The sequence below is a fragment of the Duganella sp. Leaf126 genome, from assembly GCF_001423125.1.
GTDB lineage: Bacteria > Pseudomonadota > Gammaproteobacteria > Burkholderiales > Burkholderiaceae_D > Rugamonas.
In genome coordinates this window covers 99,439-112,335 of record NZ_LMNW01000035.1, presented here as the reverse complement: position 1 = coordinate 112,335, position 12,897 = coordinate 99,439, and the positions used below count along the sequence as shown (strand labels likewise).

Annotated in this window: 10 protein-coding genes and 3 tRNA genes; 10 read left to right on the top strand and 3 right to left on the bottom strand. The window is 63.8% G+C overall.

Features of this window, described 5'->3' with window-relative positions:
* The first annotated feature begins 21 nt into the window (after positions 1-21).
* On the top strand, positions 22-408 hold the full coding sequence (locus ASF61_RS20810; RefSeq protein WP_056160482.1) for a hypothetical protein: 387 nt from the start codon (positions 22-24) through the stop codon (positions 406-408).
* A 175-nt stretch (positions 409-583) separates the two neighbouring features.
* Positions 584-1,564: an alpha/beta hydrolase gene (locus ASF61_RS20805; RefSeq protein WP_056160480.1), complete on the top strand. Its 981-nt coding sequence runs from the start codon at positions 584-586 to the stop codon at positions 1,562-1,564.
* A gap of 9 nt (positions 1,565-1,573) precedes the next feature.
* On the opposite strand, the gene ASF61_RS20800 is transcribed toward ASF61_RS20805, so the two are convergent.
* Entirely contained in the window at positions 1,574-2,593 is a 1,020-nt protein-coding gene (locus tag ASF61_RS20800) for a pirin family protein (RefSeq protein WP_056160478.1), read from the bottom strand.
* A gap of 11 nt (positions 2,594-2,604) precedes the next feature.
* Entirely contained in the window at positions 2,605-4,680 is a 2,076-nt protein-coding gene (gene uvrB / locus ASF61_RS20795) for an excinuclease ABC subunit UvrB (protein ID WP_056160475.1), read from the bottom strand.
* A gap of 117 nt (positions 4,681-4,797) precedes the next feature.
* Here uvrB and ASF61_RS20790 point away from each other — a divergent pair, with 117 nt between their 5' ends.
* From ASF61_RS20790 to ASF61_RS20765, 6 genes are all read left to right on the top strand, one after another.
* Positions 4,798-6,000 carry an amino acid aminotransferase gene (locus ASF61_RS20790; protein WP_200919920.1) on the top strand — a complete coding sequence of 401 codons (1,203 nt, stop codon included), beginning with the start codon at positions 4,798-4,800 and terminating at the stop codon, positions 5,998-6,000.
* 124 nt (positions 6,001-6,124) lie between these two features.
* Positions 6,125-6,200 (top strand) — tRNA-Asn (locus ASF61_RS20785).
* 55 nt (positions 6,201-6,255) lie between these two features.
* Positions 6,256-6,331, top strand: a tRNA-Asn gene (locus ASF61_RS20780).
* A gap of 326 nt (positions 6,332-6,657) precedes the next feature.
* A complete protein-coding gene (locus ASF61_RS20775) occupies positions 6,658-7,347 on the top strand; it encodes a DUF3334 family protein (RefSeq protein WP_056160471.1) in 690 nt (229 codons plus the stop codon).
* Positions 7,348-7,770: 423 nt separating this feature from the next.
* A complete protein-coding gene (locus tag ASF61_RS20770) occupies positions 7,771-9,948 on the top strand; it encodes a TonB-dependent receptor (RefSeq protein ID WP_056160469.1) in 2,178 nt (725 codons plus the stop codon).
* A 56-nt stretch (positions 9,949-10,004) separates the two neighbouring features.
* Positions 10,005-10,080, top strand: a tRNA-Asn gene (locus tag ASF61_RS20765).
* Positions 10,081-10,110: 30 nt separating this feature from the next.
* Here the strand turns inward: ASF61_RS20765 and ASF61_RS20760 are convergent.
* Complete coding sequence (locus tag ASF61_RS20760) at positions 10,111-11,340, bottom strand: YbfB/YjiJ family MFS transporter (protein WP_056160467.1); 1,230 nt, start codon at positions 11,338-11,340, stop codon at positions 10,111-10,113.
* A gap of 232 nt (positions 11,341-11,572) precedes the next feature.
* Between ASF61_RS20760 and ASF61_RS20755 the strand changes: the two genes are divergently transcribed.
* Positions 11,573-12,181 (top strand): M48 family metallopeptidase, encoded by a 609-nt coding sequence (locus ASF61_RS20755; RefSeq protein WP_229205956.1) that lies wholly within the window; start codon positions 11,573-11,575, stop codon positions 12,179-12,181.
* A gap of 70 nt (positions 12,182-12,251) precedes the next feature.
* Positions 12,252-12,743 carry a type VI secretion system tube protein Hcp gene (locus ASF61_RS20750; RefSeq protein WP_056160465.1) on the top strand — a complete coding sequence of 164 codons (492 nt, stop codon included), beginning with the start codon at positions 12,252-12,254 and terminating at the stop codon, positions 12,741-12,743.
* Positions 12,744-12,897 lie beyond the last annotated feature (154 nt).

The window sequence follows — 12,897 nt, the reverse complement described above, 5'->3', positions numbered from 1 at the left end:
AATGTCGAGAAGCACCGGCTGGTGGTGGCCGGGGTGGCGGACGGCGTGCTGCCGTTCGGCCTGATGTTGTCGGGGAAGGTGACCGTCGGTTCCGGCCTGCCGTACCGGATCACCGACTGCTCGCAGGGCTTCGACAGCTGCGTCTCCGCCAAAGGCCAGAGCGGCAACTTCCGCCAGGTGGACGTGGGCCTGGCCAAGGAAGTCAAGTTCGCCTTCGGCGCCCTGTCGCTGCGCGCGGACGTGCTCAACCTGTTCAACAGCATCAACTACGGCGGCTACGACGGCTGGGCCGGCGGGCCGGGCAACCCGAGCAACCGCTTCGGCGGCGACAACGCCAACCTCGGCGTGCCCAATGCGATGGGCGGCCCGATGCGCACCATGAAATTCAGCGCGCGCTACGCGTTCTGATCCTGCTGCGGCTGGCGGTTCGGCGGCATCCGGCATGCCACCGGCGCGCGCGTGAAGGCGCCCGCGCTCCCTGGCTTATGCGGCGCCGCGCCAGGCCCCATGCGGGGTAAGCTGTGGGTGCTGGCTGTCAGCCTGTCAGCTCGTCAGCCTGTGAGTCTTTAGACCGGAGAATCCGATGCGTTGCCTGCTCGCCGTGCCCCTGTTGCTGTTTTGTGCGGTGGTCCGCGCCGTGGTGCCGGCTGCGGATTTCGTCACGCGCGAGGTGACGCTCGATGTCGGCGGCGGCACGCTGCGTGGTACCGAACTGGCGCCCGCCGCAGTGGCGGCGGCAGGGAAGGAATTGGCAAGGGTGCCGGTGGTGGTGCTGCATCCGGGCTCCGGTCCCACCGACCGCAACGGCAACAGCGTCGCGCTGCCGGGCGCCAATGACAGCCTGAAGATGCTGGCCGAAGGACTCGCTGCGCGCGGCATCGCGTCGGTGCGGTACGACAAGCGGCTGATCGCGGCCAGCGTCTCGCCGCAGTGGACCGAGGCCGACGTGCGCTTCGACGACTACATCAACGATGCGGTGGCCTGGATCCGCCAGCTCAAAACCGATCCGCGCTTTTCAAAGGTGGTGATGGTCGGCCACAGCGAAGGCGCGCAGATTGCGGCGGGCGCCTGCCGGCGCGGCGCCACCGACGGCTGCGTGGAGATTGCCGGCATCGGGCGCAGTGTCGACCAGGTGCTCGACGAGCAGCTCAAGCCCCATCTGAGTCCCGAGCTGTTCGCGCAGCACCGTCGCATCGTGACGTCGCTCAAGGAAGGCAAGCTGGCCGACGCGGTGCCGCCCGAGCTGATGATGTTGTACCGGCCTTCGGTGCAGCCGTACCTGATTTCGTCGCTGCGCCATGATCCGCTGGCGGCGATCGCCGCCCTGACGATGCCGGTGCTGATCGTGCAGGGCACGTCCGACCTGCAGGTGAAAGTGGCCGACGCCCAAGCGCTGGCCAGGGCGCAGCCGTCCGCCAGGCTGGTGATCGTCGACGGCATGAACCATCTGCTGAAAATGGTCGGCGACGACCAGGCGCTGCAGGTCGCGTCGTACCGCAGCAATGCGCTGCCGGTGGCGCCGCAGCTGCTCGACGCGGTCGCCGGCTTCGTGCAGGGACTGTAGACCCGCAGCTCAGCGGTCTCTGCGCTCCACGCGGCCATCGACGTGGCGCGCAAAGCGGGTGGGGTCGTCGCCGTGGACCGGCATCGGATCGGGCCATGGCCAGCCGCCGAAACCGGTGCGCTGGTAGTCGGCGTGGGCCTGCCGGATTTCCTGCTCGCTGTTCATCACGAACGGGCCGGCCTGCACCACGCGCTCGCCGATCGGACGGCCTTGCAGCACTAAAAACTGCGCCGGCCTGGCGCCGTTTTTCAGCAGCAGCGGCACGTCGGTGCGCAGGTCGTTGGCGCTGCGGGCAGCCAGCGCCTCGCCACCGACGGTGGCGCCGTCGCCGTCGAAGTAGTACAGCGCGCGCTTGGTCCGGGCGCCCTGGGTGGGCGGCAGCGTCCATGCGGCGCCCGGTTCCATCGTGATGACCCAGATCGCCACGTCGCTTTCGTCAGCGGCCGCCCACGAATCGGGCGGCGGCGCCAGCGGCGTGACGCCGGCCAGCTTGCCGGCCACGCACATGATCTCGGTGCGCGCGCCGGCGGCATCGGCCACCACCTGGCGCGGCACGTCTTCGGACCACAGCATGGTGAAGTGCGGCTCGACCAGCTTGCTGCGGGCGGGCAGGTTGAGCCAGATCTGGAACAGCTCGAGCGGATTGTCGGCGTCGGTCTTGAGCAGCGGGAACATCTCGGAATGGACCACGCCGCGACCGGCCGTCAGCCACTGCACGTCGCCGGCGCCGAAGCGCGCAGCCGCGCCCAGCGAGTCGGCATGATCGATCAGGCCCCGGCGCACGATGGTGACGGTCTCGAAGCCGCGGTGCGGGTGGCCGGGAAAGCCCGGCACCTGCTCGCCGTGGTACATATTCCAGCCATCGACGCTGGCGAAATCCTGGCCGATCTGGCGCCCCGACAGCGCCGCTGCCGGACCGAACTTGCCGTTACCCTTGGGGTAGCCGTCGACATGGTGGACGCAGAACAGGAAGGGGTCCATGGTGGCCCAGGGCATGCCCAGTGGGGCGCTACCTAAAATTACTTGCATGGTGTTGACCTTTATGACGGCAGCGTATCGGCACCGGGCGCGCCGAACAGCTGCTTTTTGAGCCCGTGGAGCTGGTCGCGCACTTGCGCGGCTTTTTCGAATTCGAGATTCTTGGCGTGATCGACCATGGCTTTTTCGAGGCGCTTGATCTCCTTGGCGATCTGCTTTTCGCTCATCGACTCGTACTTGGCCGAGTCCTGCGCCACCGCCAGTTCTTCCTTGGCCTCGGACGTGCTGTACACGCCGTCGATCATGTCCTTGATCTTCTTGTTGACGCCGCGCGGCACGATGCCGTTGGCGGTGTTGAAGGCGATCTGCTTGGCGCGCCGGCGCTCGGTTTCGCCGATGGCGCGTTCCATCGACTCGGTCATGCGGTCCGCGTACAGCAGCGCCACGCCGTTCAGGTTACGCGCGGCGCGGCCGATGGTCTGGATCAGCGAGCGCTCGGAGCGCAGGAAGCCTTCCTTGTCGGCGTCGAGAATCGCCACCAGCGACACCTCGGGCAAGTCCAGGCCCTCGCGCAGCAGGTTGATCCCGACCAGCACGTCGAAGGTGCCCAGGCGCAGGTCGCGCAGCAGCTCGACCCGCTCCACCGTTTCGATATCGCTGTGCAGGTAACGGACCTTGACGCCATGGTCGCTCAGGTATTCGGTCAGCTGCTCGGACATGCGCTTGGTCAGCGTGGTCACCAGCACCCGCTCGTTCTTGGCCACGCGGTCGGTGATTTCGGACATCAGGTCGTCCACCTGCGAGCTGGCCGGACGCACGATGATCTGCGGGTCCACCAGCCCGGTGGGGCGCACCACCTGCTCGACCACCTGGTCGGCGTGGGCCGTTTCGTACTCGGCCGGGGTGGCCGAGACGAACACGGTCTGGCGCATCTTCTGCTCGAATTCCTCGAATTTCAGCGGCCGGTTGTCGAGCGCCGACGGCAGGCGGAAGCCGTAATCGACCAGGTTGGTCTTGCGCGAACGGTCGCCGTTGTACATGGCGCTCAGCTGGCCGATCAGCACGTGCGACTCGTCCATGAACATCAGCGCATCCTTGGGCAGGTAATCGACCAGGGTCGGCGGCGGTTCGCCGGGCATGGCGCCGCTCAGGTGGCGCGAGTAGTTCTCGATGCCCTTGGTAAAACCGATTTCCTGCATCATCTCGAGGTCGAAGCGGGTGCGCTGCTCCAGGCGCTGTTCCTCGATCAGCTTGCTTTCGTTGCGGAAGAATTCGAGGCGGTCGCGCAGTTCGAGCTTGATCGATTCGATCGCGCGCAGCACGGTCGAACGCGGCGTGACGTAGTGCGAGCCCGGATAGACGGTGAAGCGCGGGATCTTCTGCTTGACGCGGCCCGTGAGCGGATCGAACAGCTGGATCGATTCGAGCTGGTCGTCGAACAGGTCGAGGCGCACGGCCAGGTCGGCATTCTCGGCCGGGAAGATGTCGAGCGTATCGCCGCGCACGCGGAAGGTGCCGCGCCCGAAATCGACCTCGTTGCGCGTGTACTGCATCTGGATCAGGCGCGCGATGATGTCGCGCTGCGAGACGCGGTCCTTGGCGCGCAGCGTCAGAATCATCTGGTGGTATTCGTTCGGATTACCGATACCGTAGATGGCCGAGACGGTGGCGACGATCACCACGTCGCGCCGCTCCATCAGCGACTTGGTGCACGACAGGCGCATCTGCTCGATATGCTCGTTGATCGACGAGTCCTTTTCGATGAACAGGTCGCGCTGCGGCACGTAGGCTTCCGGCTGGTAGTAATCGTAGTACGAGACGAAGTATTCGACCGCGTTTTCGGGGAAGAACTCCTTGAACTCCGAGTACAGCTGCGCGGCCAGCGTCTTGTTGGGCGCGAACACGATGGCGGGACGGCCCTGGCGCGCGATCACGTTGGCCATGGTGTAGGTCTTGCCGGAACCGGTCACGCCGAGCAGGGTCTGGAAGAACAGGCCGTCGTTGATGCCCTCGCACAGCTCGTCGATCGCGGTGGGCTGGTCGCCGGCCGGCGGGAACGGCTGGTGCAGCTTGTAGGGCGAGTCGGGGAAGGTGACCACGGTTGCGGTGGAAGTCTCTACTACGGGTAATTCAGCCATCTTGTACCGACCTTTGCTAAAATGACGGCCTGCCAGCGGCCTAATATTCGGATACTAGTAAGGGGCGCTGTCAAAATTTTCCACTGCGAACCGCTCTCAATCGAATCCAATCTTATCATGACGAATACTAGCTTGTTCAGTGCCATCGACATGGCGCCACGCGACCCGATCCTGGGCATCACCGAAGCGTTCAACGCCGACCAGAACCCAGCCAAGATCAATCTCGGCGTCGGCGTTTACTATGACGACAATGGCAAGGTGCCGCTGTTGGCTTGCGTACAAAAAGCGGAGGAAATCCTGATCGCCGCACCGGCGCCGCGCACCTACCTGCCCATCGAAGGCCTGGCTGCCTACGACAAGGCGGTGCAAGAGCTGGTATTTGGCGCCGACAGCGCGGTAATTCAAGAGAAGCGTGCGATCACCGTGCAAGCCATCGGCGGCACCGGCGCCCTGAAGATCGGTGCCGACTTCCTCAAGCGCTTCGCCCCGGACGCGCAGGTCTATATCAGCGATCCGAGCTGGGAAAACCACCGCGCGCTGTTCGAGAGCGCCGGCTTCACCGTCAACAACTACCGCTACTACGACCCGGCCACGCACGGCGTCGATTTCGCCGGCATGCTGGCCGACCTCCAGGCCATGCCGGCCGGTTCCATCGTGCTGCTGCACGCGTGCTGCCACAACCCGACCGGCGCCGACCTGACGTCCGCCCAGTGGGATGACGTGATCGCAGCCGTCACCAAGCGCGGCCTGGTGCCGTTTCTCGACATGGCCTACCAGGGCTTCGGCGCCGGCATCGCCGAAGACGGCGCCGTGGTGCGCCGCTTTGCCGACGCCGGCGGTCCGCTGCTGGTGTCGAACTCGTTCTCGAAATCGTTCTCGCTGTACGGCGAGCGGGTGGGCGCACTGAGCGTGGTGGCCGCCAGCGGCGACGAAGCGGCGCGCCTGATGTCGCAACTCAAGCGCGTGGTGCGCACCAACTATTCGAACCCGCCGGTCCATGGCGGCAAGGTGGTGGCCACCGTGCTGACCACGCCGGAACTGCGCCAGTTGTGGGAAGACGAACTGGCCGGCATGCGCGTGCGCATCAAGCAGATGCGCGAAGCGTTCGTCGCCAAGCTCAAGGCCAAGGCGCCGGCGCACGACTTCGACTTCGTGCGCGACCAGGTCGGCATGTTCTCGTACTCGGGCCTGACCAAGGGCCAGGTCGGCAAGCTGCGCGAACAATCGATTTACGCCGTGGACACGGGCCGCATTTGCGTGGCTGCGCTCAATTCGCGCAACATCGATACCGTTATTGACGCCATCGCCAAAGTACTCTAAACTCTTGCTTCTTCGGATCGCGCCAGCGTGATTCGAAAGGGCAACAGGACATACCACCAAGAATTGCGCTAAAAGAAATCTTTCTTGAAAGCGCGAACTAAACAGTATAAAATGTTGCCTCTTTTCCCTGATAGCTCAGTCGGTAGAGCGACGGACTGTTAATCCGCAGGTCCCTGGTTCGAGTCCAGGTCGGGGAGCCAGAATTTCGATGCCTGCACAGTCGCAGCAGGCACCGGCAGTACCGAGCGACGCAATTCCCTGATAGCTCAGTCGGTAGAGCGACGGACTGTTAATCCGCAGGTCCCTGGTTCGAGTCCAGGTCGGGGAGCCAGAATACAAGAAGGCCACGTTGAAAAACGTGGCCTTTTTTCGTTTACCTGACGCTCAGACTCTGACAGTGGAGCTCGAGTGCAGTCGGATCGGTGTCCGTTAATTTGCCTAAAGACGGTACCGGGAGTTAGATGACGTTTGAAAATCAAACCCGGTGCCGAGCGATGGACCGAGGTTCACAGACTTTGCATTTCGGCACAAATGTTTCGTGAAAACGCAGGTATCGGTGGACGTAAATCTTGCATCTGGTTATTCTGCGTACATGCTGATTGCGCGGAGCGCAGACGTGACAAGCTTTAACATTGAAAAGGTCAACAGAGGTTCACCATGAGTTTTGATAAAGAAACGGTTGTGTACGGCACCGAGGATGTGCTGAAAAGCTTGTGCGATTCCGTGTCGCGCGTGATCAACGTGGCCACGCAGAGCAAAGTGAATTACTCGGGCATGGTGCAGCGTATTACCAAGATCGGCCTGAAGCCCGACATCGGCTGTTTCGTGCTGTTCGACGGCGGTTTCACCGGCCTGGTCGTGCTCAATTTCAGCGCCGCCACCGCCATGGAAATCTACGAACGCTACATGCTGACCATGGGTATGCCGAAGTCGGAACTGGCCACCGCGCACACCTCGGACGAAGTATCGAACATCATGGGCGAGCTGATGAACCAGATCGTCGGCGACTTCACCGGCAAGGTGCGCCGCGAGCTGCAAACCAACATCACCCAGAACCAGCCGAAGATGCTGGTGCTCAACAAGCAGGTGATGCTCAATGTCGATACCCCGCTGGACCGCCCGGAAATCCGCCGCGTCACGTTCTACACCGAGAAAAACAACATCTTCTACCTCGAGCTGGCGATCGACCGCACCGAGTTCATCCGTCTGCACGACTTCGACGCCAACGAGGACATGGATGCCGATGCGCTGATGGCGGCCGAGCAGGCCAAGGGCGGCAAACCGGCGCCGGCGCAGGAAGACGACGCCGACGACAACTCCGACCTGTTGCGTTCGCTGGGCATGTAAGGCGGACAGCAAGCGCGCCAGCTGTTGTGTTTTCCACACAATCGATGCGCGTTGCACAAAAAAAGTCGCACCCAATCGACTGCCGATGATCGTATAAACAATATTATTTTTAACGCCAACAGGCGCCCCGCTGCAGAGCCGGGCGCCTTTTTGTCGTCTGCGCACACCCGATGTGTACCGAATATCTAACACTTCGGTCTCCCGGTCATATATTCGGCTTGCAATACCACCTATCAATGAAAGAAAATACCGCCTTTCTTAAAGCCGGTGCATTCTAGACATCTTCAAGATGCGTTGCCCGCTTGAACCGGCATGGTCGCGACAGATGAACAGCCGGATGCCAGACCACCAAAGAGAAGACAGGAGACACTGTTTTGCACTCTTTTTGCACTCTTTTGCTAGCCAATTAAACCGGGAACTCGAATGATCAAACTGTCCAAGATGCACAAACGCCTGCTGGCGCTGAGCGCTGTCATGCCGATCGGCGCCGCCGTGGCGCAGACCGCTACCGAACCACAACTGGAAACCGTCGTGGTGACCGCTCAGCGCCGTGCTGAAAACATCAAGGACGTGCCGGTCTCGGTGACCATGCTCAAGGACGAGCGCCTCGACGTGATGCTGTCGGGCGGCCAGGACATCCGCGTGCTGGCCAGCAAAGTGCCATCGCTGAACATCGAATCGTCGAACGGCCGCACCTTCCCGCGCTTCTACATCCGCGGTTACGGCAATACCGACTTCAACGCCTTCGCCTCGCAGCCGGTGTCGCTCGTGTACGACGACGTGGTCCAGGAAAACGGCATCCTGAAAGGTTTCCCGATGTTCGACCTGGCCGGCGTGGAAGTCCTGCGCGGTCCGCAAGGCACGCTGTTCGGCCGCAACACGCCAGCCGGCGTGGTCAAGTTCGAGTCGGCCAAGCCGAACCTGGACAAGGTCGAAGGGTATTACAGCCTGTCCGCCGCCACCCACAACACCATCAACGTCGAAGCAGCCGCCAACGTGCCGCTGTCGAACGAATGGGCCATGCGCGTGTCGACCCTGCGCCAGCACCGCGACGACTTCGTCGACAACACCTTCACCGGTGACAAGGATTCGCTGGAAGGCTACAACGAACACGCCGAGCGCGTGCAGTTCCTGTACAAGCCGAGCACTACCTTCAACGCGCTGTTCAACGTGCACTCGCGCTCGACCACCGGCAGCGCGCGCCTGTTCCGTGCCAACCTGATCAAGAAGGGCACCAACGACTTCGCCGACGGCTACGACTTCACCAAGATCGGTACCGATACCCCGAACGGCCAGCACCTGCGCACCAACGGCGGCAATGTGCGCCTGACCTGGGACCTCGGCGCGGTCAAGCTGTTCTCGATCACCGGCTACGAAGGCGTGGACGATTACCTGAGCCGTGGCGACATCGACGGCGGCCACGTCGGCGATCCGGCCATCCCGTTCCCGGTCGCTACTGCCGGCGGCCTGAGCTACCTGAAGCAGTACACCCAGGAATTCCGCGTCGAATCGAAAAACGCCGGCCCGCTCAACTGGCAGACCGGTGTGTACTGGTTCAAGGAAAGTGCCGAAGGCCTGACCGACAACTACGACACTGCAGGCGTGCGTACCTCGCACCTGGTGAGCCACCAGAACAATACCGCCAAGGCCATCTTCGGTTCCGTCACCTACGACCTGAGCAGCGACCTGGTGCTGCGTGGCGGCGTGCGCTACACGAACGACAAGAAAGACTTCCGCACCGTTACCAACATCAATGTGCAGCAAGTCGGGCCGAGCACGGCAGAGGCCGACAAGAGCAAGGCCAACTGGGACGCCAGCCTGACCTACAAGGTCAACCCGGACGTCAACACCTACGTGCGCGTGGCCACCGGCTTCCGTGCGCCGAGTATCGCCGCAGCATCGGCTGCCGTGCCGATCACCGTGGCCGATGCGGAAACCATCACCTCGTACGAAGCCGGTGTCAAGGCCGACCTGTTCAACCGCCGCGCCCGCGCCAACTTCAGCGTGTACAACTACGAAGTCAAGAACCAGCAGCTGACCGTGGTCGGCGGCCAGTCCAATGCCAACCAGCTGATCAATGCAGCCAAGACCAGCGGCCGCGGCGTGGAAGCGGACTTCGAAGCCTTCATCACCCCGGCGTTCAAGGTCACGGCAGGCGGTTCGTACAACTTCACCGAGATCAAGGACCCGTCGCTGCGCGTGGCGCCTTGCCGGTCGTGCACCGTGACCAACCCGCTGGACGGCAAGAACGTCATCATCAACGGCAACCCGCTGCCGCAGGCGCCGAAGTACACGGTCAACGCCACCGCCCGCTATAACTGGGCGCTGGAAAACGGCAACCTGTTCGTGCTGACCGACTGGGCCTACCGCAGCAAGATCAACTTCTTCCTGTACGAGTCGAAAGAGTTCACCGGCAAGGCGATGGTCGAAGGCGGCCTGCGCGTCGGCTACAACTGGGATGGCGGCAAGTATGAAGTGGCAGCATTCGGCCGCAACATCACCAACACCGAGCGCATCATCGGCGGCATCGACTTCAACAACCTGACCGGTTTCGTGAACGAGCCGCGCCAGTTCGGCGTCCAGTTCCGCGGCAATTTCTAAAATTCGCCGCTCGGCATAGACAGCCGATCCTGGGCCGTATATAATGCGGCCTCTTTTCCCTGATAGCTCAGTCGGTAGAGCGACGGACTGTTAATCCGCAGGTCCCTGGTTCGAGTCCAGGTCGGGGAGCCAGAACATGCAGCACCTGAAAAAGCCCAGCCCTTAGCGGTTGGGCTTTTTGTTTGGCGCACCGCTGTCCAGCGGCGGTTGCCGCCAACCCAGCACGGCAGCGAGCAGCAGCGCGCCTGCCGACGCCATCAAGCCGCGCTCGAGTCCTGCCGGCCCGTCGGCAATCCAGCCGATCATGCTCGGCCCGACAATTTGTCCCAGTGCGAAGGCAGTGGTAAACGCGCTGATGCCAGCCGGCCACGCCGCCTGCGGCAGGTTGTGCCGCACCAGCGCGGTGGTGGACGCCACCACCGACAGAAACACGCCGCCGAACACCAGCCCCGACACGAAGACCACCGGCGCTGCACTGGTGAGCGCCGGCAAGATCGTCACGACGCCGAGCAGGGCGTTGAGGATGGCCAGCGATTCGCCGCCCCGGAACCGGTCGAGCATGCGCGCCCAGATGCGCGACGAGGCCACCACGGCCAGCCCCAGCAGCGCATAGAAGACGGTGATGAGCCCGGCCTGCATGCCTTGCTGCTTCAACAGCGCCACCACGAAAGTCATGTAACCGATATAGCCGACGCCGAACATGCAATAGCTGCCGAGGCCGAAAGCAAGATCGCGTACCGCAAACGGACGCGCACCGGCAGGCGCTGGCGCAGCGGCGTCGATGGCGGCGACCGGGCGCGCCATGATGACGGTGGCCAGCAGGCACACCACCGCCATCGCCCACCATGCCCATTGCCACAGGTGGGGCGCCTGCTGCTGGCGCGCCAGCGCCATCGCGGCCGGTACCAGCAGGGCCGACAGCGCGATGCCGATGCCGGTGCCGCCGTAATACAGTCCGATGATCAGGCCGGCGCGGTTGCCGTGCCGCGCCCCCAGCCGCGCCGCCAGCAGGCCGCCGGCGATGAAGATGACGGCACTGGCGATGCCTGCCGCCAGGCGCTGGACCGCGAGCAGCGTGGCGTCGGTGGTGCAGCCTGCCGCCAGCATCACCAGGCTGGCGGCAACGGCGCCCGCCATCAGCAGATGCCAGGCGCCGGCCCGTCGCAGCAGCGCCGGCGCGCACAGGGCGCCGATGAAGTAGCCGAGCGCGTTAAAGGTATTCATCGACCCGGCCAGCAAATACGACCAACCGAGATCGTCGCGCATCGGCGGCAGCAACAGGCCGTACGAGAACCGGCTCAAGCCCAGCGCAATCGCCGCGCCCAGCGAGAGGGCGGCGGCGGTCAGCAGCGGCGAGCGGGGCGTGGAAGTGCTGGGTTGATCCGGGGGCATGGGCGTGGCCTTTCAACGGGCTGGCGACAGGCGCGAAGTGCGCGCTGTACAAGCTGCCTCATTGTGCCACCGCGCCGGGCAAGACGACCAGCAGCGGCGGTTGCGGCGCCGCGTGATCGAACAGGCAGGTGTCATCACACCATGTCCTTGATAGTTGCGTAACCGCAATTTTCACAAAGTTGCCTTGAGGAATAATGGGTGCCTGTCCCACCGTTTGGCAAAGGAGAATGCGATGCGCCCGACCACCAACCGCTTGCCCGTTTTACCGTTCACGACGCTGACCCTGATCGGCGCCTTTACCGGCCTGGTGCTGGTGTCAGCCTGCGCCAACGATGGCGAAAAAGTGCGGCCCGAGCCGCCCAAGGTGGCGCCGCTGAGCGCCGTGCTGTCCGACGCCAGCGTGGCGCTCAAGGCAGGGCAGGCCGACAAGGCGCAGGCGCTGCTCAGGCAAGCCGCCACCAGCTATCCGGCCGACAAGGCGCCGTGGCTGCAGCTGGCGCAGATCAAGTTCGACCGCGCCAGCTACGGCGAAGCCATTACCAATGCCCAGGAAGCGCTGCGCCGCGATCCGGCCGACAAGCTGGCCTACAGCATCGCCGCCGCCAGCGGCCTGCGTGTATCGGCCACGGCGCTGTCGCAGCTCGGCGCGCAGAACGATCTCGCAGGGCCGCTGCGCAGCGAGGCGCAGGAAATGGCCAGGCTGCTGCGCACCACGCTGCGCGACGAGCCGCCGGCGCCCGGCGCCGCGCTGCCGGGACGCGTCAAGGGCGGCGCGGCCGCGCGCAAGGGGGCGGCAAAAAACCAGCCGAACGACAGCGATCCTTTCGACAGCCTGAAATAGGTCCGCGGCCAGCACGCGCCACGGCAGCGCAAGTCCCATCCGAGTCCAATCCCCGCTACAGGAGCATGGCATGGCAATCGACGTCTATCTGCAAATCGATGGTATCAAGGGCGAGTCGGGCGACGACCGTCACAGGGAATGGATCGAGTGTCAGGCGGTCAGCTTCGGGGTCGATCAGCCGCGTTCCGCGACTGCGTCCACCGCCGGCGGCCACACGGCCGAACGCTGCGAGCACCGCGACATCGTGTTCTCCAAGCTGGCCGATTTGTCCTCGCCCGTGCTGCTGCAAACCTGCGCCGCCGGCCGCACCATCGCCAAGGCCAAGTTCGAGTTCATGCGTGCCGATGCACAGGGAGAGCGCGTGAAGTATTACGAGATCGAGATCGAAAACGTGCTGATCGGCGCGGTCCATCCGAGCGTGGTGCAGGGCGACATCCTGACCGAGCAGGTGTCGCTCAAATTCTCCAAGATCAAGTGGCGTTATACCCAACAAAAAACCGGCGGCGGCGCCGGCGGCAACAGCTCGGGCGGCTGGGATCTGGCGGCCAACCGGATCGTGTAGATGGCGGGCTCGGCAAGGGCGCGGCCTGCGCGGCGCGGCCACGCCGGCCCTGTCATCCCACGTCTGATCACTCACCGTTACAACAGTGCTGCATCGCACGATCGAATTTCTCTTTCCTTCTTGTAACATTTTTGCCGAACGGTGCTAGCATGGA